Source organism: [Empedobacter] haloabium, from assembly GCA_008011715.2.
Taxonomy (GTDB): domain Bacteria; phylum Pseudomonadota; class Gammaproteobacteria; order Burkholderiales; family Burkholderiaceae_D; genus Rugamonas; species Rugamonas haloabia.
This window is the reverse complement of the sequence record CP136508.1, coordinates 5,544,057-5,568,902: the sequence shown is the minus strand read 5'-3', so window position 1 is coordinate 5,568,902 and position 24,846 is coordinate 5,544,057. Positions and strand designations below refer to the sequence as shown.

Annotated in this window: 24 protein-coding genes and 1 tRNA gene; 17 read left to right on the top strand and 8 right to left on the bottom strand. The window is 67.5% G+C overall.

What is annotated here, in order from left to right:
• A complete protein-coding gene (locus E7V67_024180; GenBank protein ID WUR12756.1) occupies positions 1-1,131 on the top strand; it encodes a deoxyguanosinetriphosphate triphosphohydrolase in 1,131 nt (376 codons plus the stop codon).
• An 82-nt stretch (positions 1,132-1,213) separates the two neighbouring features.
• Complete coding sequence (locus tag E7V67_024175) at positions 1,214-1,504, top strand: hypothetical protein (protein WUR12755.1); 291 nt, start codon at positions 1,214-1,216, stop codon at positions 1,502-1,504.
• Here E7V67_024175 and mutY read toward each other — a convergent pair.
• From mutY to mutM, 3 genes are read right to left on the bottom strand one after another with little or no spacing between them, the layout of a single operon-like run.
• A complete protein-coding gene (gene mutY / locus E7V67_024170) occupies positions 1,501-2,634 on the bottom strand; it encodes an A/G-specific adenine glycosylase (protein ID WUR12754.1) in 1,134 nt (377 codons plus the stop codon). The genes E7V67_024175 and mutY overlap by 4 nt on opposite strands.
• 29 nt (positions 2,635-2,663) lie before the next feature.
• Positions 2,664-4,586: a dynamin family protein gene (locus tag E7V67_024165; GenBank protein ID WUR12753.1), complete on the bottom strand. Its 1,923-nt coding sequence runs from the start codon at positions 4,584-4,586 to the stop codon at positions 2,664-2,666.
• 13 nt (positions 4,587-4,599) lie between these two features.
• Positions 4,600-5,433: a bifunctional DNA-formamidopyrimidine glycosylase/DNA-(apurinic or apyrimidinic site) lyase gene (gene mutM / locus E7V67_024160; protein ID WUR12752.1), complete on the bottom strand. Its 834-nt coding sequence runs from the start codon at positions 5,431-5,433 to the stop codon at positions 4,600-4,602.
• Positions 5,434-5,544: 111 nt separating this feature from the next.
• Between mutM and E7V67_024155 the strand changes: the two genes are divergently transcribed.
• The 11 genes from E7V67_024155 to ychF all read left to right on the top strand — a co-directional run bounded on the left by E7V67_024155 (position 5,545) and on the right by ychF (position 15,266).
• On the top strand, positions 5,545-7,341 hold the full coding sequence (locus E7V67_024155) for a tetratricopeptide repeat protein (GenBank protein WUR12751.1): 1,797 nt from the start codon (positions 5,545-5,547) through the stop codon (positions 7,339-7,341).
• A gap of 7 nt (positions 7,342-7,348) precedes the next feature.
• A complete protein-coding gene (locus E7V67_024150) occupies positions 7,349-7,969 on the top strand; it encodes an outer membrane lipoprotein LolB (GenBank protein WUR12750.1) in 621 nt (206 codons plus the stop codon).
• Positions 7,966-8,868, top strand: coding sequence for a 4-(cytidine 5'-diphospho)-2-C-methyl-D-erythritol kinase (gene ispE, locus E7V67_024145; protein ID WUR12749.1), 903 nt, complete (start codon positions 7,966-7,968; stop codon positions 8,866-8,868). The genes E7V67_024150 and ispE overlap by 4 nt, the downstream gene beginning before the upstream one ends.
• 70 nt (positions 8,869-8,938) lie before the next feature.
• Positions 8,939-9,015, top strand: a tRNA-Gln gene (locus E7V67_024140).
• Positions 9,016-9,157: 142 nt separating this feature from the next.
• Positions 9,158-10,108: a ribose-phosphate pyrophosphokinase gene (locus E7V67_024135; GenBank protein WUR12748.1), complete on the top strand. Its 951-nt coding sequence runs from the start codon at positions 9,158-9,160 to the stop codon at positions 10,106-10,108.
• Positions 10,109-10,269: 161 nt separating this feature from the next.
• A complete protein-coding gene (locus E7V67_024130) occupies positions 10,270-10,866 on the top strand; it encodes a 50S ribosomal protein L25/general stress protein Ctc (protein ID WUR12747.1) in 597 nt (198 codons plus the stop codon).
• A 77-nt stretch (positions 10,867-10,943) separates the two neighbouring features.
• Entirely contained in the window at positions 10,944-11,378 is a 435-nt protein-coding gene (locus E7V67_024125) for a YeeE/YedE family protein (protein WUR12746.1), read from the top strand.
• A 1-nt stretch (position 11,379) separates the two neighbouring features.
• Entirely contained in the window at positions 11,380-11,799 is a 420-nt protein-coding gene (locus E7V67_024120; GenBank protein ID WUR12745.1) for a DUF6691 family protein, read from the top strand.
• Positions 11,800-11,839: 40 nt separating this feature from the next.
• Positions 11,840-12,424 (top strand): aminoacyl-tRNA hydrolase, encoded by a 585-nt coding sequence (gene pth / locus E7V67_024115; GenBank protein WUR12744.1) that lies wholly within the window; start codon positions 11,840-11,842, stop codon positions 12,422-12,424.
• 13 nt (positions 12,425-12,437) lie between these two features.
• Positions 12,438-14,054 carry a diguanylate cyclase gene (locus E7V67_024110; protein WUR12743.1) on the top strand — a complete coding sequence of 539 codons (1,617 nt, stop codon included), beginning with the start codon at positions 12,438-12,440 and terminating at the stop codon, positions 14,052-14,054.
• Positions 14,055-14,174: 120 nt separating this feature from the next.
• Positions 14,175-15,266, top strand: coding sequence for a redox-regulated ATPase YchF (gene ychF / locus E7V67_024105; protein WUR12742.1), 1,092 nt, complete (start codon positions 14,175-14,177; stop codon positions 15,264-15,266).
• An 89-nt stretch (positions 15,267-15,355) separates the two neighbouring features.
• On the opposite strand, the gene E7V67_024100 is transcribed toward ychF, so the two are convergent.
• Together E7V67_024100 and E7V67_024095 are read right to left on the bottom strand one after the other, a co-directional pair.
• Entirely contained in the window at positions 15,356-16,579 is a 1,224-nt protein-coding gene (locus tag E7V67_024100; protein ID WUR12741.1) for a glycosyltransferase, read from the bottom strand.
• Complete coding sequence (locus tag E7V67_024095; protein ID WUR12740.1) at positions 16,580-17,107, bottom strand: nuclear transport factor 2 family protein; 528 nt, start codon at positions 17,105-17,107, stop codon at positions 16,580-16,582. It lies immediately after the preceding gene.
• Positions 17,108-17,208: 101 nt separating this feature from the next.
• Between E7V67_024095 and E7V67_024090 the strand changes: the two genes are divergently transcribed.
• The 4 genes from E7V67_024090 (at position 17,209) to E7V67_024075 (ending at position 21,636) form a co-directional block, all read left to right on the top strand.
• Positions 17,209-18,783: an NYN domain-containing protein gene (locus tag E7V67_024090; GenBank protein ID WUR12739.1), complete on the top strand. Its 1,575-nt coding sequence runs from the start codon at positions 17,209-17,211 to the stop codon at positions 18,781-18,783.
• Positions 18,784-18,927: 144 nt separating this feature from the next.
• Complete coding sequence (locus E7V67_024085; protein ID WUR12738.1) at positions 18,928-19,779, top strand: MOSC N-terminal beta barrel domain-containing protein; 852 nt, start codon at positions 18,928-18,930, stop codon at positions 19,777-19,779.
• Between the two features lie 10 nt (positions 19,780-19,789).
• On the top strand, positions 19,790-20,944 hold the full coding sequence (locus E7V67_024080) for a sensor domain-containing diguanylate cyclase (protein WUR12737.1): 1,155 nt from the start codon (positions 19,790-19,792) through the stop codon (positions 20,942-20,944).
• Between the two features lie 8 nt (positions 20,945-20,952).
• Positions 20,953-21,636: a TonB family protein gene (locus E7V67_024075; GenBank protein ID WUR12736.1), complete on the top strand. Its 684-nt coding sequence runs from the start codon at positions 20,953-20,955 to the stop codon at positions 21,634-21,636.
• Positions 21,637-21,703: 67 nt separating this feature from the next.
• Here the strand turns inward: E7V67_024075 and E7V67_024070 are convergent, their stop codons facing one another.
• Genes E7V67_024070 through E7V67_024060 form a run of 3 tightly spaced genes read right to left on the bottom strand, consistent with a single transcriptional unit; the run spans position 21,704 to position 24,787 of the window.
• A complete protein-coding gene (locus tag E7V67_024070) occupies positions 21,704-23,074 on the bottom strand; it encodes a Dyp-type peroxidase (GenBank protein ID WUR12735.1) in 1,371 nt (456 codons plus the stop codon).
• A complete protein-coding gene (locus tag E7V67_024065; protein WUR12734.1) occupies positions 23,061-23,666 on the bottom strand; it encodes a hypothetical protein in 606 nt (201 codons plus the stop codon). Before E7V67_024065 ends, E7V67_024070 begins: the two co-directional genes overlap by 14 nt.
• Positions 23,667-23,683: 17 nt before the next feature.
• On the bottom strand, positions 23,684-24,787 hold the full coding sequence (locus tag E7V67_024060; GenBank protein WUR12733.1) for a catalase family protein: 1,104 nt from the start codon (positions 24,785-24,787) through the stop codon (positions 23,684-23,686).
• Positions 24,788-24,846: the final 59 nt, after the last annotated feature.

Here is a 24,846-nt window from a genome sequence, read left to right as displayed (position 1 = left end):
ATGGAAGACGCGCTCGCTCCCTACGCCGCGCACTCGGAACAAGGGCGCGGCCGTCGTTTCGACGAAACCCCGCACGCGTCGCGCAGCCAGTTCCAGCGCGACCGCGACCGCATCATCCACTCGACCGCGTTCCGCCGGCTCGAGTACAAGACCCAGGTCTTCCTGAACCACGAGGGCGACCTGTTCCGCACGCGCCTGACGCACAGCCTGGAAGTGGCGCAGATCGGCCGCTCGATCGCGCGCAACCTGCGCCTGAACGAAGACCTGGTGGAAGCCATCGCGCTGGCCCACGACCTGGGGCACACGCCGTTCGGCCACGTGGGCCAGGACGTGCTGAACGAATGCATGGCCGGCCACGGCGGCTTCGAGCACAACCTCCAAAGCCTGCGGGTGGTGGATTACCTGGAGGAGCAGTACGGCGCGTTCGATGGCCTGAACCTGATGTTCGAGACGCGCGAGGGTATCCTCAAGCACTGCTCCGTCAACAACGCCCGGCTGCTGGGCGAGGTGGCGCAGCGCTTCCTCGACAAGACCCAGCCGTCGCTGGAAGCCCAGCTGACCAACCTGGCCGACGAAATCGCCTACAACAGCCACGACATCGACGACGGCCTGCGCTCCGGCCTGATCACGATCGCGCAGATGGAGCAGGTCGATTTCTTCGGCCGTTTGTGGCGCGAGGTGCAGGGCGCCTTCCCCGGCCTGACGGGACGGCGCGCCATCTACGAGACCTTGCGCCGCCTGATCACGGCGCTGGCGGACGACCTGATCGCCACGTCGCAGCAGCGCATCGCCGAGGTGGCGCCGCGCGACATCGACGCCGTGCGCGCCGGGCCGCCGCTGATCCGTTTTTCCGACCCGATGCGGCGCGATGCCACCGAGCTGAAGCGCTTCCTGCGCGAGAACCTGTACCGCCACTACAAGGTCAACCGCATGCGCCTGAAGGCCAGCCGCATCGTGCGCGAGCTGTACGACGCCTTCACCCAGGACCCGCAACTGCTGCCGCCGGACTACCGCGACAGCAGCGGCGATGCGACGAAGCAAGCGCGGCGAATTGCCGACTATATCGCCGGCATGACGGATCGCTACGCCATCCGCGAGCACAGCCGTTTGTATTCGTTGGAAGAACTCTGATCTGTACCAAGCTGAAGTAGTGTTCCGCTTGACTTGACAGCTTGCCTGGCCGACGATGAGTCATCAAGCAAAGGAGACTGTCATGAGCGAAGAGACCATGGAAGTCGATGCGAAAACGCGCTGCCACGGTGGCGCCGCGGGCAATGGCGGCGGCACCGAGCGCCGCTTTGCCGCGATCGAGCGCGACGTGGCAGTGCTGGTGTCGAATTACTGCACGAAGGAAGACATTGCTCGGGTCGAACTCAAACTGCTGGACCGCTTCGGCCGCCTGGATGCCACCATGGCAGAGTTGGAAAGCCGCATGGTGCGCTGGTTCTTCGCCACCACGGTCTCGCTGGCCGCCGTCGCCTTCACGGCCGGCAAATTCCTCTAAAACATCCGGGCTTGCGCATCGGCCCGGTTCCCCAGCAGCTCCAGCAGCAGCTTCTTGATCGGCGCCGGCAATGCGGCCTGGCCGATCTCCCCGATATCCAGCCAAACGTAACGACCGTCACCCGCCAGCGGAGCACGCTGCGCCAGCGTGACCAGCAGCGGCACGATGTGCAGCTTGTAGTGCGTGAAACCGTGCGTGACCGGCAGCAGCCGTTCGCGCGATTCGGGCACGCCAAAGGGCTGCACGGCGCGCGCGACCGCATCCTCGTCGATGTCTGGCTGCTCGTCGTCGTCCAGGGCCACGTGGCCGGCCACTTCCGGCAGCGACAGCAGACCGCCCCAGATGCCGCTCGCGGGCCGCTGCTCCAGCAGCACCTGGCCGTCGTGTACCAGCAGCAGCATGGCCGCGTGCTTTTCCGGCGTCGCCTTCTTGGGCTTGCGCACCGGCAGTTCCTTGGTCCTGTCCGTGGCGTGGGCCACGCAGCGTGGCTGCATCGGGCAGCGTGCGCAATCGGGGCTGCTGCGCGTGCACAGCGTGGCCCCCATGTCCATCAGGCCCTGCGTGTACGCCTCGATGCCTTCGGCCGGCAGCAGCGCCTCGGCGCGGCGCCACATCGCTTCCTCGGTGCGGCGCTCGCCCGGATAGGTGTCGATGCCGAACACGCGCGCGAACACGCGCTTGACGTTGCCGTCCATGATGGCCGCGCGCGCGCCGGCCGAGAACGCGGCGATGGCCGCCGCCGTCGAACGGCCGATGCCGGGCAGCTCGGCCAGCAGGGCGGGATCGGACGGGAACACGCCGCCGTATTCGGCCACCACGCGCTGGGCGCATTTGTGCAGGTTGCGCGCGCGGGTGTAGTAACCCAGGCCGCTCCACTGCGCCATCACGTCCTCGACGGGCGCCGAGGCCAGGTCGTGCACGGTGGGGAAACGCTCCAGGAAGCGGGCGTAGTAGCCCAGCACGGCGGCGACCTGCGTCTGCTGCAGCATGATCTCGGAGAGCCAGATGCGATAGGCGTCGCGGGTGTTCTGCCACGGCAGGGTATGGCGGCCGTGCTGCTTCTGCCAGGCGATCAGGGCGTCGGCGAAGCTGGGGTCGTGCAGGGTCGTGTCGATTTCTTGGTACTGCAAGGTTGTCCTTCGGTGGTTTGCGCCGGGCTTCAGGCCGCGGCGGCGATGCGTTGCGCGTCCACGGCGTGGCCGATGGCGGCGGCCAGTTCGGCCAGGCGGGCCTTCTGCTGCTCCAGCGCGGCCTGGCTGGCCTCGAACGCTTCGATTTTCTGTTCCAGGGAATCCGTCGCATCGTGGATGCGCTGGATCGAGGCCTGGCGGTGCTTCAGCTGGTCCTTGTGCTGGCGGATCTGCGCCTCCAGCGGCGCCATGATGTTCTTCAGCCAGCTTTCCGCGTCCGCGTTGGCGGCCTTGAAGCAGCGCTTCACCTGCGAGGCGATGGTGTCGAAGAAGCGCTCGATCAGCACCACGCGGCTCGTCATCAAGAGCGTGGCCGTGCCGAACTGCTTCTGGTAGATCGCCTCGACTTCCGAGATCTCGCTGCGATACTTCGCCAGCGAGAACGGCAGCGGCGGCGTGATCGCCAGGCCATGCTCGCCGGCGAACTTGCGGTACATGACCTCCATCATGTCGCGGATCTCGGCCACCTTGCGCTCGGAGGCTTCCAGTTCCGCCTGCACGCTGTCGAAGAACGTGCGCACCGCGTCGCGCATGCCGGTCGAGAAGCGGCTGCGGCCCATTGCGTCGCGCACGTGCAGCACGTGGTCGCGCAGCACGTCCATGCCCAGCGTGCCGTACAGCTCCGTGGACAGGCGCGTGAACACGGCGCGCGTGGCCTGCAGGCGGAACAGGCTGGCGTCGAATTCCTTCTTCTCGGCGTCGACCCGGCGCATCATCAGGGCGATCACGTTCTGGTTCTTGCCGCGCAGGCTGCGCAGCTCGTGCAGCTGTTCCGTGAAGCCGCGCATGCGTGCCGCCAGCAGCGCCTGCTGCGCCTCGTTCAAGGAAGCCAGGTCGTCGGCAAGGCGGCGGCGCACGATGTCCTGCTTGGCCGGGATCAGTTCCTGGAACAGCGCCGTCTCCAGCGCGTGGATCCGGCTGCGCTCGAGCAGGTCGTCGTCCTGCGTGATCTTCGCCACCAGGGCCTTGTGGGCGGAGACCGGGAACACCTGGCGCATCGCCACGCCCAGCAGGTGCGCCACGTGCTCCTGCTGACGGCCGATCTCGCCGTCCACTTCCGCATCGCTGCGCAGCGCGTCCCACATGCCGTCGATCTTGTTCAGCACGACCAGGCGGCCCGCGCCGGCACCGATATGCTCGCGCCAGACCTCGATATCGCTTTTCGTCACGCCCGTGTCGGCGGCCAGGATGAACAGCACCGCGTGCGCGTGCGGGATCAGGTTCAAGGTCAGCTCCGGCTCCGTGCCGATGGCGTTCAGGCCGGGCGTATCGAGGATCACCAGGCCCTGTTTCAGCAGCGGATGGGGGAAATTGATGATCGCATGGCGCCAGCGCGAGATCTCCACCATGCCGTCCTCGCTCAGGGTGACGGGCAGGTCGGGATCGTCCGCGTCGTACAGGCCGTAGCGCTGCGCTTCCTCGACGCTCACCTGGCGCGTCTGGCTGACCTGGCGGAATACCTCGTGCATCTCGTCGGCCGCGTCCACGTTCAGCGGCAGCACCGTCCAGGCGCGCGGGTCGTCGCGGTAGTCGCTGGTGGACAGGTTGGTCGCGCGCGTCTCGATCGGCAGCAGCCGGATCGACGGCGGCTGGGCCGGGTCGTACGACAGCTCGGTCGGGCACATCGTCGTGCGCCCGGCGGCCGAGGGCAGGATGCGCTGGCCGTAGCCGGCAAAGAAGATGGCGTTGATCAGCTCCGACTTCCCGCGCGAGAACTCGGCCACGAACGCGACCGACAGCTTGTCGTCCGCCAGGCGCGCCAAGGTGGCGGCGAGGCGCTGCTCGGTGGCGCCGTCCAGCAGCCCGGCGGCCGCGACCCAGGCGCGGTACTCCTGCAGTGCCGCCACCACGCCCTGCCGCCACGCGCTGTACTGTTCGAGATCCCTGACCATCGTGTCCTCTACGTTATTTTTGACACTTGATGCAATAGAAGGTGGAGCGCTGGCCCTGCTTGATCTGGCGGATCGGCGTGGCGCACACGCGGCACGGCACGTCGGCCCGGTCGTACACGAAATACGATTGCTGGAAGTAGCCCGACTGGCCGTTCACGGCGATGAAGTCGCGCAGCGTGCTGCCGCCCTGGACGATCGCCTCGGCCAGCACGTCGCGGATCGCCTGCGCCAGTTTGTCGTAGCGCGCCCGGCCGATGCGCCCGGCCGGCGTCTTCGGGTTGATGCCGGCGCGGAACAGGCTTTCCGAACAGTAGATATTGCCGACGCCGACCACGATGTCGCCCGCCAGCAGTACCTGCTTGATGGCGGCGCTGCGCCCGCGTGTCTGGCGGTACAGCAGCTCGCCCGTGAAGTCCGGCCCCAGCGGCTCCACGCCCAGGCCGCGCAGCAGCAGGTGGGCATCGACGTCGCCCTCGTCCTTCGGGTGCCACAGCACGGCGCCGAAGCGGCGCGGGTCCGTCATGCGAAGTACCTGGCGGCCCTCGGCGCCTTCCACGACCAGGTCGAAATGGTCGTGTTTTTCCGGCGGCACGCCGGGCGGCAACACGCGCAGGTGGCCGGACATGCCGAGGTGGATGATCAGGGTGCCGTGTTCGAATTCGACCAGCAGGTACTTGCCGCGCCGGCCCGTCGTGACGACGGTGCGGTCGGCCAGCACCTCCGGCAGGCAGGCGGGGAAGGGCCAGCGCAGGCCGGCGCGCCGCAGCACGACGTCGCGCACGGCACGGCCTTCGATATGGGGCGCGACACCGCGCCGGGTCACTTCAACTTCTGGCAGTTCTGGCATGGATGACTTGGTCTGCGATGCTCCTGGTAAGCATCTGTTACACGTGCAAATGTCGCAAGCGGTAGGTTGGGCGTAAAATCAGGGATCGAGCCCGACTTTGCAGGATCACCCTTGAAAAACGCATTCGCCATTGTAACGCTGTCGGCCCTGCTGTCCGCTTGCGCTGTTGCGCCGCAAAAACAGGCAGCCGAACCGGCGCCGTCCGCCACCGCGCCGGATGCGCCGGCGCCGGACACCGCGGCCACGGCCGTTGCCGCCGTCACCAAGCCGGATGAGAAGCTGCCGGCCGTCGAGCTGACGAGCGAGCTGTTCTATAAATTGACGAAGGCCGAGCTGGATTTCAAGCGCGGCCAATGGCAAAGCGCGTACGTCAGCATGATGGTGCTGGCCCAGCAGACCCGCGATCCGCGCCTGGCGCGCCGCTCCGCCGAGATGGCGCTGGCGGCCAAGCAGGGCAACGAGGCGCTGGCGGCGATCCGCCTGTGGCGCGAGCTGGCGCCCGATTCCGACGACGCCGTACAGTACTTCCTCGGCTTTTCCGTGCTGGGCGACGACCTGACCGAATCCGAGCAGGTCTTCGCCCAGCGCCTGAACCGCGCGCCGCCGCAGGCGCGCGGCCTCGTCATGTTCCAGATGCAGCAGTACCTGCTGCGCGCCAAGGACAAGGCGGCCGCGTTCGCGCTGATGGAGCGCGTGCTGGCGCCGTATGCGGGCATGATGGAGAGCCACCTGGTGCTGGCGCAGGGCGCCTTTGCTGCCGACGACAAGGAGCGCTCGCTGCGCGAGGCGCGCCGCGCCCTCGAATTGAAGCCCGACTCCGAACTGGCCGTGCTGACGATGGCGCAGGTGCTGGGCGATGTCGACGCGGTGGGCCAACTGTTCGGCGGCTTCCTGGAGAAGAACCCCGGCGCGCGCGAGGTGCGGGCGGCCTACGCCCGCCTGCTGGTCGAGCAGAAGCGCTACGACAGGGCGCGTGCCCAGTTCGAGGCCATCCTGAAGGAGCAGCCGGACAATCCCGCTACCTTGTACGCGCTCGGCATCATTTCCGTGCAGGCCGGCGACCCGCAGGCGGCCGAGCAGTACCTGCGCCGCCACGTCGAGCTGGTGCAACGCCAGGAGGACGGCGAACGCGACGGCGACGCCTCCAAGGCCGTGATGCTGCTGTCGCAGATCACGGAGGAGCGCGGCGACATCGATGGCGCGCTGGCCTGGCTGGAGCGCATCGACAGCGGCGACCCGCGCATCGCCCTGACGGCCCAGCTCAAGCGCGCCCACCTGACGTCGAAGAAAGGCGACCTGGAGGCGGCACTGAAGCAGTTGCGCGCCATCCCCGCCGTCGATCCGGCCGAGCAGGCCGAGGTGGCGCAGACGGAGGGCCAGTTGCTGCGCGACGCCGGCCGCGGCGCCGAGGCCTACGCGCTGCTGGCGGACGCCATCAAGAAATTCCCGGACAGCCCGGACCTGCTGTACGACTTCGCACTGGCGGCCGAGAAGCAGGGCAAGCCGGACGAGATGGAGACGGCGCTGCGCAAGGTGATGGAAGCCGTGCCGGACAACCATCACGCCTACAACGCGCTGGGCTACTCGCTGGCCGAACGGGGCGAGCGCCTGGAGGAAGCGTACGCGCTGATCGAGAAGGCGCTGTCGATGGCGCCTGGCGACCCGTACATCATGGACAGCATGGGCTGGGTGCAGTTCCGCATGGGCCGCCTGAAGGACGCCGAACAGACCCTGCGCCGCGCCTACGCCCTTCGCAACGATGCCGAGATCGCCGTGCACCTGGGCGAGGTGCTGTGGCAGCAGGGCCAGCGCGCCGAAGCCCAGAAGCTGTGGCGCGAGGCCCGCGCCAAGGACCCGAAGAGCGACGCGCTGCGCGATACGCTGGCGCGCCTGAACACCAGCCTATAAGGACCGCATGAAGCATTCGATTTACCCCCTGATCCTGGGCGCGGCCGTGCTGCTGGCCGGCTGCGCCACCAGCCCGACGGCGCCGCTGTCCAGCACCGCCGTCGCGCCGTACCGCGAGACGCTGGCGCTGGAAGGCTCCCTCAGCGTCAACTACGTCAAGGAAGGCAAGCGCGAGTCGCTGTCCGGCAAATTCACCTGGCAGCAGCAGGGGCCGCGCACCGACGTGACCCTGTCCTCGCCGCTGGGCCAGCAGATCGCCGCCATCACCGTCACGCCGCAGCAGGCCACTTACCACGAAGGCAACCAGCCGCCGCGCAGCGCGCCGGACATCGACACGCTGTCCGCCCGCACGCTGGGCTGGCCGCTGCCCGTGTCCGGCCTGCGCGATTGGTTGCAGGGCTATGCCACCGCCGTCGGCGGCAAGCGCTTCGCCGCCAGCCCGGCCAACAGCAGCGTCACCACGGCGGACGGCTGGCAGCTGCAGTTCGACGCCTGGCAGGACGGGGATGTGGGCAACAGCGGCGCGGCGCCGCAGCCGCGCCGCATCATCGCCCGCCGCGGTCCCGGCGGCGATATCGAGGAAATCGAGATCCGCATCGCGATCCGCCCGGCCGCGAGCGCGTCATGAGGCAGTTGCTGAACTGCCCGGCGCCGGCCAAGCTGAACCTGTTCCTGCACGTGACGGGGCGGCGCCCGGACGGCTACCACCTGCTGCAGACGGTGTTCCAGCTGATCGACCGGGGCGACGTACTGCACTTCACCTTGCGCGACGACGATGCGATCCGCCGCGCGACGGACGTGCCGGGCGTGCCGGAAGAGCAGGACCTGATCGTGCGCGCGGCGCGCCTGCTGCAGGCCGAGGCGATCCGACGCACGGGCCGCACGCCGCCCGGCGTCGACATCGCCATCGACAAGATCCTGCCGATGGGCGGCGGCCTGGGCGGCGGCTCGTCCGATGCGGCCACCACGCTGCTGGCGCTGAACGCGCTGTGGCAGGCCGGCCTGTCGCGCCAGGAGCTGATGGACCTGGGCCTGCCGCTGGGCGCGGACATCCCGTTCTTCGTGTTCGGCCGCACCGCGTTTGCGGAAGGCGTGGGGGAAGCGCTGCAAGCGGTAGAGGTGCCGGATTGCTGGTATGTCGTCATCGAGCCGGGCGTGGCCGTGCCCACCGCAAAGATTTTTACGTCGGAACATTTGACAAGAAACACGCCGCTCGTCATAATGTCGGACTTTTCCAGCTACCTCGCAAAACGAAACGGTTTGCAGGGATTTGGAAGGAACGATTTACAACAGGTGGCCACCCGCTTGTTCCCGCCGGTAGCAGAGGCGGTAGAATGGCTGGGTGGGTACGGCGATGCCAGGATGACTGGCTCCGGAGCTTGTGTGTTCTGCGCGTTCGACAGCGAGGAACAGGCCGATGCGGTGCTTGCGAAAGTGCCCGACGCCTGGACCGGCTGGAAAGCGAAAGCGCTGCGACATCACCCGCTGCTGGATATGTTGCCAGGCACTGAAAGTTGTGAAGCGTAAAAAGATTTGGCTTTATGTTGGAAGTGCAGTATAATGCTCGCCATCTGACAGAAAGCAGTCAGTCAAGAGTAGGGGAATCGCCAAGCTGGTTAAGGCACCGGATTTTGATTCCGGCATACCAAGGTTCGAATCCTTGTTCCCCTGCCACCCTTTTCTCCGGTCTGTCGATGCGCAGGCGTCCAGCCGGAAAAAATAAAAAAATGCCCCTGCCGAGCTGGGGCTTTTTTATTCCGCGCCGGATTGAATCCGGTGGTATTTCAAGTTCAATGCTTACCTTCCTGGGACTCCCATGGCTTACGAAAACCTGATGGTTTTTACCGGCAACGCTAATCCTGCGTTGGCAGAAGGGGTCGCAAAAAATCTCGGCATCCCCCTTGGCAAAGCGGTCGTTTCGAAATTCTCGGACGGCGAAGTAATGGTCGAAATCAACGAGAACGTCCGCGGTAAAGACGTCTTCGTGCTGCAATCGACCTGCGCGCCGACCAACGACAACCTGATGGAACTGATCCTGATGGTCGATGCCCTGAAACGCGCATCCGCTGGCCGCATCACGGCCGCCATCCCTTACTTCGGCTATGCCCGCCAGGATCGCCGTCCGCGTTCCGCCCGCGTGGCCATCTCGGCAAAAGTCGTCGCCAACATGCTGGAAGAAGCCGGTGTCGAGCGCGTCCTGATCATGGACCTGCACGCCGACCAGATCCAGGGCTTCTTCGACATCCCGGTCGACAATATCTACGCATCGCCGATCCTGTTGGGCGACCTGCAGAAGAAAGACCACCAGGACCTGCTGGTCGTGTCGCCGGACGTCGGCGGCGTGGTGCGCGCCCGCGCGCTGGCCAAGCGCCTGGGCTGCGACCTGGCGATCATCGACAAGCGCCGTCCGAAAGCCAACGTCTCCGAAGTGATGAACATCATCGGCGACGTGGAAGGCCGCAACTGCGTCATCATGGACGACATGGTCGACACGGCCGGCACGCTGGTCAAGGCCGCCGAAGTCCTGAAGGAACGCGGCGCCAAGAAAGTCATCGCTTACTGCACGCACCCCGTGCTGTCCGGCCCGGCGATCGACCGCATCACCAATTCGTCGCTGGACGAGCTGGTCGTGACGGATACGATCCCGCTGTCCGAAGCCGGCAAGGCCTGCGGCAAGATCCGTCAACTGACCTGCGCACCGCTGCTGGCAGAGACGTTCAAGCGCATCATCAAGGGCGATTCCGTGATCTCCCTGTTCGTCGACTAAGTCGCCCGAACGCGAGCAATTTCAGGCGGCGCGCCGGTTTTACTGGCGCGCCGCCGATGTTTTATCCGGTGGTCGTTGTCTGGCCGCCGATTTCGAAGCCATCCTGGTCGCGGGAGGCTTTATAACCGAGGGCGCAAGCCCCGACTCTTTTGGAGTATCAAATGAAAGTTGTTGCATTCAAACGCGAACTGCAGGGCACGGGTGCGAGCCGCCGCCTGCGTAATTCCGGCCAGACCCCTGGCATCATCTACGGCGGCACCGAAGCCCCGGTGACGATCGCCCTGGACCACAACGCGCTGTACCACGCGCTGAAGAAAGAAGCCTTCCACGGCGCCGTGCTGGACATGGAACTGGACGGCCAAGTCCAGAAAGTGCTGCTGCGCGACTTCCAGATGCACGCATACAAGCAACTGGTCCTGCACGCTGACTTCCAGCGCGTCGACGCGAACCAGCCAGTGCACGTCAAAGTGGCACTGCACTTCGAAAACGCCGACGTTTCCCCAGCAGTGAAACTGCACGGCGCGACGATCAGCCACGTGGCCAACGAGATCGAAATCTCGTGCCTGCCATCGGCCCTGCCTGAGTTCATCTCGGTCGACCTGTCGAAAATGGACGTCGGCACCACGCTGCACATCAACGACCTGACGCTGCCAGCTGGCGTGACCGCTGTCACCCACGGCAACAACCTGACGATCGCTACCGCTTCGGTACCGGCCGGCCAGGTGTCCGCCGACGCGGCTGCCGAAGAGAAGAAGTAATCCTGCCGCCGCGGCGACGCGGCTGCGGATCGAAAACCCTGCCCCGGCAGGGTTTTTTTTCGTTCATACTTGCCACCATGACGATCGACTGGCTTCATTTCACTCCCTGGACCTCGCTGGCCGGCGGCCTGCTGATCGGCGCTGCCGCCGCGCTGCTGATCCTGCTGAACGGCCGCATCGCCGGCATCAGCGGCATCCTCGGCGGCCTGCTGCGCGCCCCGCGCACGGACCGTCGCTGGCGCCTCGCTTTCCTGGGCGGCCTGTTGCTGGCCGCACCGCTGTGGCGCGGCATCGCGCCGCTGCCCGCGATGCATCCGGTCGCTGGCGACGCCGCGCTGGTGTTGGCCGGGCTGCTGGTCGGCTTCGGTACGCGGCTGGGTGCCGGCTGCACCAGCGGCCATGGCGTGTGCGGGCTGGCGCGCCTGTCGCCACGCTCGCTGGCGGCCACCGTCACCTTCATGCTGGCCGGTGCCGTGACCGTGTTCGTGCTGCGCCACCTGGTGGGAGGCTGACATGCCCAACCTGTTCGCCCTGCTGGCCGGCCTGCTGTTCGGCGTCGGTCTGATCCTGTCCGGCATGACCGATCCCGCCAAGGTCACGGCGTTCCTCGACGTGGCCGGCGCCTGGGATCCGTCGCTGGCCTTCGTCATGGGTGGCGCGTTGCTGGTGGCGCTGCCCGCGTTTTACGTCGCACGCCGGCGCGGCACCACGTTGGACGGTGCGCCCTTGCAGTTGCCGACGGCGCGCCATCTCGACCGCCCGCTGATCGCCGGCAGCGTGATGTTCGGTGCCGGCTGGGGCCTGGCCGGCTACTGCCCGGGGCCGGCGCTGGCGTCGCTGTCGATGCCCGATGGCGCGCCCTGGTTGTTCGTCGCGGCGATGCTGATGGGGATGGCGTTGTACGAAGCGCGGCAATGGTGGCGTGGCCGCTGAAACTCCGGGATAATCGCGCTTTTCCCCGCATGCGCTTCCCATGACCATCCGCCTGATCGTCGGCCTCGGCAACCCCGGCGCCGAATACGAACAAACCCGCCACAACGCCGGCTTCTGGCTGGTCGACAATCTCGCGCGCGGCCTGCCCGGCACCTTCCTGCAGCGCGAGAGCCGCTTCAACGCACTGGCCGCGAAGACGTCGATCGGCGGCCAGGAAGTGTGGCTGCTCGAGCCCCAGACCTATATGAACCGCTCCGGCCAGTCGGTCGGCGGCCTGGCGCGCTTCTTCAAGATCAATCCCGACGAGATCCTCGTCGTGCACGACGAACTGGACATGCTGCCGGGCGTGGCCAAGCTGAAAAAGGGCGGCTCTTCCGGCGGCCATAACGGCTTGAAGGACATCACGGCGGCGCTGGGCACGCAGGACTACTGGCGCCTGCGCATCGGCATCGGCCACCCGCGCACCTTGAACCTGACGCAGAACGTGGCCGATTTCGTGCTGCACCGCCCGCGCCGCGAGGAGCAGCTGCTGATCGACGAAGCGATCGAAAAGAGCCTGAAGATCATTCCGCTCGCCGTCGCCGGCAAGATGGCGCAGGCGACGATGGAACTGCACAGCGCCTGAGACCCGTCCAACCATGAAAACCAAGGGGCTTGCCGCCGTCCGGCGCCGGCTGCGCTGGCGCATCGTGCCGCGTGCGGCCCTGGTCGCCGTGCTGCTGGTGGCGTCGGCGGGCGTCGTCTGGCTGTCCTACACCGGCATTCGCGAGCGTGAGATCGCGCGGCTGCAAGCCAATGCCGACGGCCGCCTGCGCCAGCTGTCGCAACTGCTGCTGGCACCCGCGGAGCGCTACAGCTACCTGCCCAACCTGCTGGCCAACTACCGCATCCTGAACGACGCCCTGCGCGCGCCGCACGATGCGGCCCGGGTGCGTGCCGCAAACGCCTTCCTGCACCAGCTGAACGAGCGCACCGGCACGTCGCTGCTGTACCTGCTGGACCTGCGCGGCACCACGGTCGCGGCCAGCAACTGGGACGCGGCCGACAGCCTGGTGGGGCGCAACTATGCGTTCCGGCCTTATTTCACCAATGCCTTGCGCGACGGCGCCGGCCGGTTTTTCGCCATGGGCGTCACGTCGCACAAGCCGGGCTACTACCTTTCGTACCTCGTCAAGGAAGGCGAGCGCACGCTGGGGGTGGCCGTCGTCAAGATCGACTTGCGCCTGCCCGACCTGGGCGGCAGCAACGGCGAGATGCTCGTGACCGACGCCGCCGGCGTGGCCTTTCTCAGCTCGCGGCCCGACTGGAACTACCGGCCGATCCGGCCTGTGACCCCGGCGGCGGCGGCGCAACTGCGCAGCACACGCCAGTACGAAGGCGTGCTGAAAGCGCCGCTGGCGTCGGCCGCCGGCCGCCAGTTGGCGGCGGGCGCGGAAATCGTCCGCCTGCGCGGTGGTGACGGCGTCGCGTCGGCCTGGCTGCTCGTGCGCCGCCGTATCGCCGATTCGGAGTGGAACGCCAACCTGTTGATGCCGATGGCCCGCGTGGAGGACATCGCGCGGGTCGGGGCGCTGACGGCGGCCGCCGGCATCGCGCTGCTGCTGATGCTGGGCGTGCTGCTGGCCCAGCTGCGCAGCCGGGTGCGCGAACGCAAGCGCTCGCGCCGCCGCCTGGAACGGGCGCACCGGGCGCTGGGGCAGCAGAACGAGGAACTGCGCCTGCTCAGCGAGGAGCTGCGCCGCAAGTCGATCACGGACAGCCTGACCGGCATGGCCAACCGCGCGTTCTTCCTCGACAGCGCGGCCGCCATGGTCGGCATCGCCAAGCGCCACGGCACGCCGCTGGCGCTGCTGCTGGTCGACGCCGATCACTTCAAGCGCATCAATGACGAATACGGCCACCCGGCCGGCGACGCGGTGCTGCAACTGCTGGCATCCGTGCTGACGGCACAAACGCGCGAGGGCGACGTCGCGGCCCGCTACGGCGGCGAGGAATTCATCGTCGCGCTGCCGCACACGACGGCGCAGGCGGCCAGCGAGCTGGCCGAACGCATCCGCGGCCGCGTCGCCGCCCAGCCGGCGCCGCCCGGCATGGCCGGCCTGCGCCTATCTGTGTCGATCGGGGTGGCGCAGTACCGGCCGGAAGAGGCGGACATCGGCGAGACCATCCGGCGCGCCGATGCCGCACTGTACGCGGCCAAGCATGCGGGGCGCGATTGCGTGCGGGTGGATGGGGGCGTGGCGCCGGGCACATGATTTTGCCGGCCAGGGCCGGCCCCGAAGGGCTTGCCCAGGCCCGCCGGGCGCTATAATGGCGGTATTACCGGCCCCTGCGTTCGCGCCCGGCGGCGGCATTCACATTTCACAAGGAATTCCATGAGTCTCAAATGCGGCATCGTCGGCCTGCCCAACGTCGGCAAGTCCACTCTTTTCAACGCGCTGACGAAGGCCGGCATCCCGGCCGAGAACTACCCATTCTGCACGATCGAGCCGAACGTCGGTGTGGTCGAGGTACCCGATCCGCGCCTGAAGCAGCTGGCGGAAATCGTCAAGCCTGAGCGCATCGTCAACGCCATCGTCGAATTCGTCGACATCGCCGGCCTGGTGGCGGGCGCGTCGCAGGGCGAAGGCCTGGGCAACCAGTTCCTGGCGCACATCCGCGAAACGGACGCCATCGTCAACGTGGTGCGCTGCTTCGAGGACGAGAACGTGATCCACGTGGCCGGCAAGGTCAGCCCGCTGGACGACATCGCCGTGATCCAGACCGAACTGGCGTTGGCCGACATGGGCACCGTCGAGAAGGCGATCCACCGCGAGAACAAGAAGGCGCGCTCGGGCGACAAGGACGCGGCCAAGCTGGTCGCGCTGCTGGAAAAGATCATGCCGGCGCTGAACGACGCCAAGCCGGTGCGCGCCCTGGGCCTGACCGAAGACGAAATGCTGCTGATCAAGCCACTGTGCCTGATCACGGCCAAGCCGGCCATGTACGTGGCCAACGTGTCCGACAACGGCTTCACCAACAACCCGCTGCTGGACCAGCTGACGGCCTACGCCAAGGAGCAGAATGCCCCGATCGTCGCCATCTGCGCCGCCATCGAAGCGGAAATCGCCGACCTGGAAGACGAGGACAAGGCCGCCTTCCTGGCCGACATGGGCATGGACGAGCCGGGCCTGGACCGCCTGATCCGCGCCGGCTTCAAGCTGCTGGGCCTGCAGACCTACTTCACGGCCGGCGTCAAGGAAGTGCGCGCCTGGACGATCCACGTGGGCGACACGGCGCCGCAAGCGGCCGGCGTCATCCACACCGACTTCGAACGCGGCTTCATCCGCGCCCAGACCATCGCCTTCGACGACTTCATCGCCTACAAGGGCGAAGCGGGCGCCAAGGAAGCGGGCAAGATGCGCGCCGAGGGCAAGGAATACGTCGTCAAGGATGGCGATGTGCTGAACTTCCTGTTCAACGTCTGATTCCCGACATCTCAGCAAAAGCCGCGTTTCGACGCGGCTTTTTTACTTTGCGGCCAAGGCGCGCCGCGCACGCAGGCGCCCGGCTGCGCTTACTCGAGCACGAACCGCTTCTGCGCCGGCAGGCAGATGCGTTGCAGGTCATACCCGTCCACGACCGTCTGGCGCGCGGCCTCGCGCAGGTGCGCCAGGCTGGCACGGCGCTCGAGCGCATCGGCGATCGTCGCGGCCAGCGCCTCGTGGTCGAAGAAGTCCGTCAGCAGGCCGTTCTCGCCGTGCCGGATCACCTCTTCCAGCGGCGCCGTGCGCGAACCGACGATCAGGCAGCCCGTGCTCATCGCCTCCATCAGGGACCACGACAGCACGAACGGATAGGTCAGGTAGGTGTACACGGCCGAGACCTGCATCAGCTGCGTCAAGAGCTCGTGCGGCAGGCGGCCGACGAAGTGCACGCGGCGCATGTCCAGGCGCGCCGCCACCTCGTCGCGGAAGATGGCTTTCCAGGTCTGGCCCGGCGGCGGCGCCGCGCCATAGCTGGTGCCGTCCGCGCCGACGATGACGATGCGCGCGTTCGGGCGCAGCCGCTGCAGGGCCGGCAGCGCGCGCATGAAGGTGTGGTAGCCGCGATAGGGTTCCAGCTGGCGCGCGACGAACGTCACCACCTCGTCACCCGGCTTGAGCGTCACGCGCGCCCCCGCCAGGCTGACGCGGGCGTCCTGCCGGGGGCGGAAGCGTTCCGTGTCGATGCCGTCGTGGATCACGCGGATGCGCTCGCGGAACCAGGCCGGATGGCGGTCGCGCTGGAACACGGTGGGCGACAGGCCGGCATCGGCCGCCGACATCGCATGCAGCAGGTGCGTGTTACGCAAGCGCATCCGCTGCAGGCTGGCCAGGCCCGGCGGGCTGGAAAACTCGGGATCGAAGTAGGTGTCGCCGCCTTCGCTCTCATAATAATACTCGGCATACACCAGCACTTTCGCGCGCGGGAAGACGTCGCGCACGAACAGGCCTTCGCCCCAGCCGGGGTGGACGAACACGATGTCGGGTATGAACCCCTCCGCCTTCAGGCGCGCCAGTTCGGCCGCGCACGACTCGCCGCGCAGCATCTTGCTGTACAGGTCCTTCAACTGCGGCAGCTGCTGGCGCGCCTCGGCCGGCACGCGCACCTGGTGGCGCAGGTAGCGTACTCCCGGCAGGGCTTCGCCCTTGTCCGTCATGCCCAGCGCGACGACCTTGTGGCCATCGGCGGCGAGTGCCGGCGCCAGGTGGCGGAACTGGCCGGGGAAATTCTGGTGGATGAACAGGATGCGCGCCATTTACCGCGGGGCCTTGCTTTCGTACTCGGCGATCGCCTTGGCAAAGCCCGCGTTGAGGGCATTCGGCACGGCCATCGACAGCTGGTAGTGCTCGACCAGGAAGCCGTCGCCGGTGTTGCGCAGCACGCCGCTGGCCTGGCAGGTGCCCATCTGCGTGCTCAGCTGCTCGTCGAACCACACGTAGCGACGGTCGGGCGAGTAATACACATTGCGCTTCTGCGCCGTGAACGACCAGGCCTTCTTGCGTTCCCAGAACGGCCGGGCCCAGGCCTTGAACTGATCGCGCGTCCAGATCTCGCTCTTGTCGGTGCCGATGTAGACGCCCTGCGGCGCGATCTTGTCGAAGTAGGCCGGCCGCGTGTGCGCCGCGTCGTCATGCCAGCCGTCGACAAAGGCGTTGACCTGGCGGACGAACGCCGCGTCCGGCGCGGTCGCCGTCGTGGCGGCTGGCGGCTCGGCCGCGCAGGCCGGCACGGACAGCAGCAGGGCCACGGCGGCCAGGGTCGAGCAGGCGAGGGCGCTCTTCATCGTGTTCTCCGGTTGAGCAGGGATGGCGCAGAATACACCAGCGCGCGGTGCCAGCCAATGCTGCCTGTATAATCGGCGGGTTCACTGCTACCTAGAGACCCATGGCTTCATCCAACGACAATGTCAGCATGGCGCTGTTCTGCGACTTCGAGAACGTCGCGCTTGGCGTGCGCGACGCGAACTACGAAAAATTCGACATCAAGCCCGTGCTCGAGCGCCTGCTGCTCAAGGGTAGCATCGTGGTCAAGAAGGCCTACTGCGACTGGGATCGCTACAAGGGCTTCAAGGGCCCGATGCACGAGGCGAACTTCGAACTGATCGAGATTCCGCACGTGCGCATGTCCGGCAAGAACTCGGCCGACATCCGCATGGTCGTCGACGCGCTGGACCTGTGCTACACCAAAGCGCACGTGAACACCTTCGTCATCATCTCGGGCGACTCCGATTTCTCGCCGCTGGTATCGAAGCTGCGCGAGAACGCGAAAAAGGTGATCGGCGTGGGCGTCAAGGACTCCACCTCCGACCTGCTGGTGGCGAACTGCGACGAATTCATCTTCTATGACGACCTGGTGCGTGAAAGCCGCCGCATGGCCAAGCGCGATTCGCGCGAGCAGCCGCCGAAGCGTTCGCCGGAAGAGGAAAAGCGCAAGCGCGAGGAGATGGACAAGCGCCGCAACCAGGCCGTGGACATCGCCTTCGAGACCTTCGACGCGCTCGTGGCCGAACGGGGCGACAGCGGCAAGATCTGGGCCTCCGTGCTGAAGGAAGCGATCAAGCGCCGCAAGCCGGACTTCAGCGAATCGTTCTACGGTTTCCGCACCTTCGGCAACCTGCTGGAAGAAATGAAGGCGCGCGGCCTGCTCGAATTCGGCCGTGACGAGAAATCCGGTGCCTACGTCTACCGCAGCAGCACGCTGCCGGTGGCAGTGTCGCCGACCGAGGTCGGTACCGAGCCGGACGTCGCGGGCGAACAACCGGCAGTCGAAGGCAGCGAAGCGCGTGAACCGCGCGAGAGCCGTGAGGCGCGCGAGGGCCGTCGTGGCCGCGGCAACCGCGGTGGCCGCAACCGTCGCGGTGGCGCGGCCGATCCGGCCGAGCAGTCGGGCGCACCGATGAGCGAGACCGAAACGCAGGAAGTGGCGGTGGCGCTGGAATCGGCGGCCGCCGACTACGCGGCGCTGGTACGTTCGGCCGAGGAAGCGCTGCAGGAGCTGGCGCCGGAGGAGGATGACGGCACGGTGGCCGAACAGGCCGCGCTGGCAGACGACCTGCCGCCGGCCGTCCCGGCGGATGCGCAGGAGCCGGTCGAGACCGCGGCGCAAGCCGAGGTCGCAGCCGACGCCGCGCCGGCCAAGCGAGCGCGCGGCGCACGCAAGCCGGCGGCCAAGAAGCCGGCCCGCACCAGCAAGGTCGCCAAGGCCGCGGCGGACGCGGCAGAAGCGGTCGAGGCCGCGCTGGCCCAGGTCCCCGCGGCCGAGCCGGAAGCCGGGCCGGCCAGCGAGCCTGCCCCGGCAGGCGACGACGCGCAGGCCGCTCCGGTGGACAGCACGGCGGCCGACACGGCCGAGGCACCGGAAGGCGCCACGGCGCCGAAACGGGCCAGGAAGCCCGGCACGCACAAGGCTCCGGCGCGCAGCCGCCTGCCGCGCAAACCGAAGGCCAAGCCAGAAGCCTGAGCGGCGCCCGCCCGGGGCGGGGGCATTCCCGTCCCGGCCGCGGCCGCCCTGCCAAGGTGGCCCCGCCAAGGTGGCCCCGCCGATTTACGGGCCGCCGCTTTGCTGCCATACTGCGGGTCCAGGCATCATTATGGCGGCATCCTCATGGCGACACTGTCCGAACTCACCCTCTATCCCATCAAGTCGTGCGCCGGCATCGCGCTGCGTGCTGCCACGCTGACCCGTGCCGGCCTGATGACGGACCAGATCTACGACCGCGAATGGATGGTGGTCGATGCCAACGGCCAGTGCCTGACCCAACGCGAACATCCGAAAATGGCCCTGATCGTGCCGCGCCTGAAGGCCGATACGCTGGAGCTGCGCGCGCCCGGCATGCTGCGGCTGGAGATTCCGCTCGGTTTGCCGGACCCGGACGCTTCGGTCGCTATCGAAGTGGAAGTGTGGGAAGACCGCGTCAAGGCCTACGATTGCGACGCCCTGACGGCGGCCTGGTTCACCAATTATCTGGGCGTGCCGTGCCGCCTGGTGCGCTTCCATGCGGACGCGCAGCGCCTGGCCAGCCCGAAGTGGACCGGTGGCGTCGAGGCGCCCACGCTGTTCTCCGATGGCTATCCGCTGCTCGTCATCGGCGCCGAATCGCTGCGTGACCTGAACGGCAAGCTGCGGGCGGCCGGCCGCGACCCGCTGCCGATGAACCGTTTCCGTCCCAACCTGGTGGTGGACGGTATCGAGGCATTCGAAGAAGACTACGTCGAGACGTTCCAGCTGGGTGAAGCGGTACTGAAACCGGTCAAGCCATGCCCGCGCTGCCCGATGCCGTCGATCGACCAGGAGACCGGCCAGTACGGACCCGACCCGCTCGACATCCTGCAAGGCTACCGTGCCAAGCCGGAAGTGGATGGCGCCATCTGCTTTGGCATGAACAACATCCTGCTGGCCGGCGAGGGCCAGCGCGTGGAGGTCGGCCAGCCGGTCGACGTCACGCTGGCATTCTGAGCGGGGCCGCATGTCCCATACCATTCCCGGCAAGCCCCCCGCGCCCGCATCGGCCACCGATCTCGCGGTCGAAAACCAGCAGCTGCGCGCGCGCATGGCCTACATGATCGAACAGGCCGAGCGCAATCACTCCATCATGATGCGCCACCAGGCCTTCGACCTGGAGATCGTCGGCGCAGGCAGTTTTCCGGAACTGATCGGCAGCATTTTCCGCTCGCTGCCGGCGATTTCGGAGCTGGACAGCGTGACCTTGTCGCTGATCGACGAGGACGCGGACATCCGCACCGTGATGGAAAAGCTGGGCGTCGATTTCGCCGCGTTCCCCGACCTGCTGTTCGTGCCCGGCATCGACCAGCTGGGTTTCGACCTGGGCACGCGCCATGCGCTGTCGCCGCCGCCCAAGCCGATGCTGGGCATGTTCGATCCCGTGCGCCATGCGCGCCAGTTCCCGCAGCCGGCGCGGCGCCTGCAAAGCGTGGCCATCGTGCCGCTCTTGCGCAACAAGCGCATCATTGGCAGCCTGAACCTGGGCAGCGCGGACCCGGCGCGCTTCACACCCAGCCTGGGCACCGATTTCATCGAACACATGGCGTCGATCATCGCGATCTGCCTGGAAAACGTGATCAGCAACGAGATGCTGAAGTACATCGGCCTGACCGATTCGCTGACGGGCGTCTACAACCGCCGCTACATCGACCGCCGCCTGCTGGAGGAGATCGGCCGTGCGCGCCGCCAGAAGTACGCCATCTCGTTCATGTACATCGACATCGACCACTTCAAGCGCGTCAACGACACCGTCGGCCACCAGGGCGGCGACGAGGTGCTGCGCGAGGTGGCGAACCGGATCAAGGCCGAACTGCGCCTGTCCGACGCGCTGGCCCGCTTCGGCGGCGAGGAATTCGTCGTGCTGCTGATCGACGCGGACCTGGACAGCGCGGCCTTCGTCGCCGAGCGTATTCGCGCCAGCATCGCCGCCAGCATGATCGGCCTGGCGCAGGGCGTGCAGCTGTCGATCACCGGATCGATCGGCGTGGCCTGCCTGGACGAAGCCGACGACGGCCCGGCCGAAGCGGCCGCGCTGGAACTGATCGCCCATGCCGACGAGGCGTTGTACCTGGCCAAGTCGGGCGGGCGCAACCGCGTGATGCGATTCACCCCCAGCTGAAGGAAATCATGAGCGTTACCCGATCGCTGCTCCGCGCCGCGCTGCTGGCGCTTGGCTTGTCCGGCGCCGCCTGCGCGGCCGATGCCCCCGCCGCCGCCGATATCAACAATTGCGCCAAGCCGGAATGGCCGAAGGAGGCCTTGCGCCTGGGGCAGCACGGCAAGGTGACGCTGGAATTCCTGGTGGGCGAGGACGGCGCGGTGCGCGATGCACGCATTGCCGGCTCCAGCGGCTATCCGCTGCTGGACGTGGCGGCGCAGGATGGCATCCGCCGCTGCCGCTTCAAGCCCGCCACGAAGGACGGCCAGCCGGTCGAGTCATGGATGAAGTTGCAGTACGTCTGGACGCTCGACACCACGCCGCGCTACGACGAGGCGACACTCAAGACGATGCGCGAGGCCGCGGCGGGCGGCGCGCCGGACGCGGTGCTGCGGCTCGCGCGGGTCCAGCTGACGCCAGCACAGGCGGCCTTCGATCCGCCTGCCGCGGTGGCGGCGCTGCGCCCGCTCGCCGCCAGGGGCAACGCGGCGGCGCAGACGCTGCTGGGGTACTGCTTCGAAACCGGCACGGGTGTGCAGCGTGACCGTGCGCAGGCGTTGGCGCTGTACACGCCGGCCGCCGCCGCCGGCGATGCCGATGCGCAGCGTGGCCTGGCACGCTTGAACGAGCAGGGCAAGGGTCCGCGGCCATGACAGCGGGGACAGGCGCCAATCCGAGGCCCACGTGGCGCTCGGATTGGCGCCTGTCCCCAGGGGTGGACTACCCCTGCGCCAGCCGCCGCAATGCCCGTAGTCCCGGCATGAACAGATACTCGCCACCACGCAGCGTGCAGAAGCTCTGGATGCCGTGGATGCGGCGCCGCACCGGCCGTTCGGGCACCGTGAAGATGGCCCCTTCCGGCTGCTGCCCGACGATCGGATCGCGCTCGTTTGCCAGGTCGATGAAGTTGCCGTGGTTGATCCACTCCTGCTGCATGAACTCCATCGTTTCGTGTGCTTTGGCGGAGAGGCCGATGAAGAACAGGCCGCGCTCGGCGCTGTCGTCCTTCAGCAGATCCGGATCGTAGGGCGGCCCGAACGTGGTGCTGCGCCGGATCAGCCGGTGCAGGTTGACGTCCGTCAGGATCGCCAGCTTGCTGTCGCGCGGGTTCATGCGGCGCATGTGGCAGCCGTGCGGCACCTGCAGCCCTTCCTGGTCCCTGGCATAGGTGAAGTCGTTGTTGCGCTGGCGGTCCGCGCCCAGGGCGGGGTCGTCCCGTTCCGGTGCCAGGGCCAGCGGGGCGCCGCTGCGCCAGCGGCCCACCAGCTTGGCTGCCAGCAGTTCCTGGCCGTCCGCGTCGCCGCCGTGCTCGCGCAGGAAGCGGTTGAACGCGGCGATGTCGGCCCGGTACTTGCGCAGCACGACATAGCTGCCGTTGCGGCCGATCGAATCCTGGTCCGGTCCCGGCTGCGCCAGCGGCACACCCGCTTCGCCCGGATAGCCCAGGATGAATTCGCCGGCCTTGACGGGCCGGCCCTGGCCGGGCCAGGTAGGCGCCGTGCCGCCTTCGACGGCCGGATTGCTGATGTTGTCGCGGTAGCCGAACGGATTGCGGCTGTCCGGCTGGGCGCCGAAGTCGTGGGAGCCCAGCAGCGTCACGCCCTCCAGACCGGCGAACTGCGCGCGCGCCGTGTCCATGGCGGCGCGCCACGATGCCTCGTCCGGCGCGAAGATCGAGACCGCCAGGTGCAGTTGGCCGCTGCCGTAGGGCGCTTCCCACTGGTCGGGCGCATTGGGGCCGACGTCCTGCAGGTGATCGGCGCGGTCCGCCATGCCGGCGCGGAAGGGCGCCGGGAAGCTGTCCAGAACGGTCGGGTCCAGCTCCAGTGCACGCAGGCCGGCGTGGCTCAGCGCGACGGCGATCCATGCCTCCTGGTTGTCGCGCGCGTCGGCCGCGCTGCGCACGTGCGGTGCCAGCCTGGCCAGCAGCGCGCGGCCGCCGGCTGCCGTGTCGAAGCGCAGCAGCACGTGGGTGCCGAAGTACGGGTCGGGCCGGTCGAACAGCACGGTGGCCTGGATGTCGTCCAGTTCCAGCGCCGGCCCCGCGGCCTCATGGTGGACCAGCGCCTTGACCTTCTCAAGAATCGACATGGCCGCTCACCTTGTCGAGGAATTCCTGCAGCGCGTCGTTGATGCGCTGCAGCCGCCGCGTGTCGACGACGGACAGATGCGGGTTGGCGACGTACCAGCCATCGGCCGTCAGCTGGTGGCTGGCGATGAAGTCCTTCACGCCCGGGTCCTTGATGCCGGGCCAGCCTTCGACCGACGAGAACAAGAGGTCCATCAGGTCCGGGATCTTGGTGGCGAAGTCGTCGATATAGGTGTCCCAGTCGCCGTCATACGTGGTGGCGAACAGGATCTTGGTGTCGTTCTCGAAGAAGACGAAGCGCATGTCATGCAGGGTCGCGACCTTCTGCGCGCCGGCGAAATTGCCGTTGACGAGCTTGAAGATGCGGCGCAGGCGGTCGGCGCCGCCCGGCTTCAGCGGCGCGATGGCGGTCAGCTCGGACACCTTGCCGGACTGGCGGCCGACGCGGCCGGCGGAGCCGGGCTGCGCGTCCGCATGGGGATCGTGCTCGCGCAGCACGTTTTCCAGTGCGAGTTTCAACAGCTGGGGCGCGTCGCCCAGCACTTCTTCCACCTTGCGCTTGATGTCGGCAAGGTCGTTGCGTGGTTCGGTCATTGATTACTCCTTGATGGTCAGTCCGGCACTTGGGCCAGGTCGTCGATCTCGATGCGCGGCTGCGCGTTCATCTCGTGGCGGAAGCGGCTCGACGTCTCGTAGGCGCGGATGCGCGCACGCATGATCGAACCCAGTGGGCGATGCGCCTCGATGCCCTGCCATGGATTGAACGACAGCACGTCGTCGGCAAACACGCGTCGCGCGGGGCTGAAGGCCTCTTGCGGCGGGATCGTCAGCTTCGCCACCGGCAGATAGGGCGATGCTTCCTCGTCCCAGCGCACCGACGCGTCCTCGATCGGCATCTTCTCGATGTCGGTACACAGCTGCACCCGCAGCTCGTATTCGGCGCCCTGCTGGCGGAAGAAGTCGACCACGAGGTCGCGCAGTTCCGAGTCGCCGGCATCGTCGCGCAGCGGTTGGCCGGTCAGCGCACGCACGTTCTCCGACAGCGGTGCCGCGCACAACTTGGCCACGTAGTCGCCGTGGCGCAGCGCGGCCATGCTGTAGAACGTCTCGCCCAGGATGTGATGGTTCGGCGCGCCCAGCGTGTCGACGGTGGGGTTCTCGATCCCGAGCAGGTGCAGCGCCTTGCTGCCGCCATGGGCCAGCGCGGCCAGCAGCTTGCGCACGGCCTCGGGATCGTCGGCGTGTTTCTCCAGCAGTTGCTGGGTCTTCAGGTAGGCGGCCGCGTGGCCGAACGCGATCACGGGGTGGTTCACCAGCAGGAAGTCCTGCGTGTGGGCGTGCTCGCGGCCGGGCAGCAGTTGCGGCCCTGGTACGCCCAGCAGCTTGATCGCCATGCCGCGCGGCGCCGGGATGCGGTCGCTGTGCAGGTCGCCCGGCGCGGTGGACAGGCGCAGCACGGCGGGATAGCTGGCCGGGCTGGCGAACACGCCCTGGCGCAGCGGCTCGGGCAGGTTGTCGTAGACGTCGAGCCGGCCTTTCAGCACGCCGTGGCTCTTGGCGTGGGCATCGCGCGTGGCGTGCCGGTGCTTGTCGAAGACCTTCTGGTTCACCCGCAGCATCGATTCGACGATGGTGTCGATGATGGCGTCTTCGTTGGCCTGCTTGACTTCCAGGCCGGGGTGGTAGCGGACATAAGTCGGTTGGTCGTGACTCATCAGATTCCTTCTGGCGGTTACGGTCGAGCCAGTATAGGAAGCACGTTTGTAACGTACGG

What these genes read in the sequence shown, in the direction of transcription:
- E7V67_024060 (WUR12733.1), bottom strand. Translation starts at nt 24,787, where the DNA reads ATGAGTCACGACCAACCGACTTATGTCCGCTACCACCCCGGCCTGGAA.
- E7V67_024100 (WUR12741.1), bottom strand. Translation starts at nt 16,579, where the DNA reads ATGGCGCGCATCCTGTTCATCCACCAGAATTTCCCCGGCCAGTTCCGC.
- E7V67_024150 (WUR12750.1), top strand. Translation starts at nt 7,349, where the DNA reads ATGAAGCATTCGATTTACCCCCTGATCCTGGGCGCGGCCGTGCTGCTG.
- E7V67_024135 (WUR12748.1), top strand. Translation starts at nt 9,158, where the DNA reads ATGGCTTACGAAAACCTGATGGTTTTTACCGGCAACGCTAATCCTGCG.
- mutM (WUR12752.1), bottom strand. Translation starts at nt 5,433, where the DNA reads ATGCCAGAACTGCCAGAAGTTGAAGTGACCCGGCGCGGTGTCGCGCCC.
- E7V67_024080 (WUR12737.1), top strand. Translation starts at nt 19,790, where the DNA reads ATGTCCCATACCATTCCCGGCAAGCCCCCCGCGCCCGCATCGGCCACC.
- E7V67_024180 (WUR12756.1), top strand. Translation starts at nt 1, where the DNA reads ATGGAAGACGCGCTCGCTCCCTACGCCGCGCACTCGGAACAAGGGCGC.
- ispE (WUR12749.1), top strand. Translation starts at nt 7,966, where the DNA reads ATGAGGCAGTTGCTGAACTGCCCGGCGCCGGCCAAGCTGAACCTGTTC.
- ychF (WUR12742.1), top strand. Translation starts at nt 14,175, where the DNA reads ATGAGTCTCAAATGCGGCATCGTCGGCCTGCCCAACGTCGGCAAGTCC.
- E7V67_024070 (WUR12735.1), bottom strand. Translation starts at nt 23,074, where the DNA reads ATGTCGATTCTTGAGAAGGTCAAGGCGCTGGTCCACCATGAGGCCGCG.
- E7V67_024125 (WUR12746.1), top strand. Translation starts at nt 10,944, where the DNA reads ATGACGATCGACTGGCTTCATTTCACTCCCTGGACCTCGCTGGCCGGC.
- E7V67_024095 (WUR12740.1), bottom strand. Translation starts at nt 17,107, where the DNA reads ATGAAGAGCGCCCTCGCCTGCTCGACCCTGGCCGCCGTGGCCCTGCTG.
- E7V67_024090 (WUR12739.1), top strand. Translation starts at nt 17,209, where the DNA reads ATGGCTTCATCCAACGACAATGTCAGCATGGCGCTGTTCTGCGACTTC.
- pth (WUR12744.1), top strand. Translation starts at nt 11,840, where the DNA reads ATGACCATCCGCCTGATCGTCGGCCTCGGCAACCCCGGCGCCGAATAC.
- E7V67_024110 (WUR12743.1), top strand. Translation starts at nt 12,438, where the DNA reads ATGAAAACCAAGGGGCTTGCCGCCGTCCGGCGCCGGCTGCGCTGGCGC.
- E7V67_024075 (WUR12736.1), top strand. Translation starts at nt 20,953, where the DNA reads ATGAGCGTTACCCGATCGCTGCTCCGCGCCGCGCTGCTGGCGCTTGGC.
- E7V67_024065 (WUR12734.1), bottom strand. Translation starts at nt 23,666, where the DNA reads ATGACCGAACCACGCAACGACCTTGCCGACATCAAGCGCAAGGTGGAA.
- E7V67_024085 (WUR12738.1), top strand. Translation starts at nt 18,928, where the DNA reads ATGGCGACACTGTCCGAACTCACCCTCTATCCCATCAAGTCGTGCGCC.
- E7V67_024165 (WUR12753.1), bottom strand. Translation starts at nt 4,586, where the DNA reads ATGGTCAGGGATCTCGAACAGTACAGCGCGTGGCGGCAGGGCGTGGTG.
- E7V67_024175 (WUR12755.1), top strand. Translation starts at nt 1,214, where the DNA reads ATGAGCGAAGAGACCATGGAAGTCGATGCGAAAACGCGCTGCCACGGT.
- E7V67_024130 (WUR12747.1), top strand. Translation starts at nt 10,270, where the DNA reads ATGAAAGTTGTTGCATTCAAACGCGAACTGCAGGGCACGGGTGCGAGC.
- E7V67_024120 (WUR12745.1), top strand. Translation starts at nt 11,380, where the DNA reads ATGCCCAACCTGTTCGCCCTGCTGGCCGGCCTGCTGTTCGGCGTCGGT.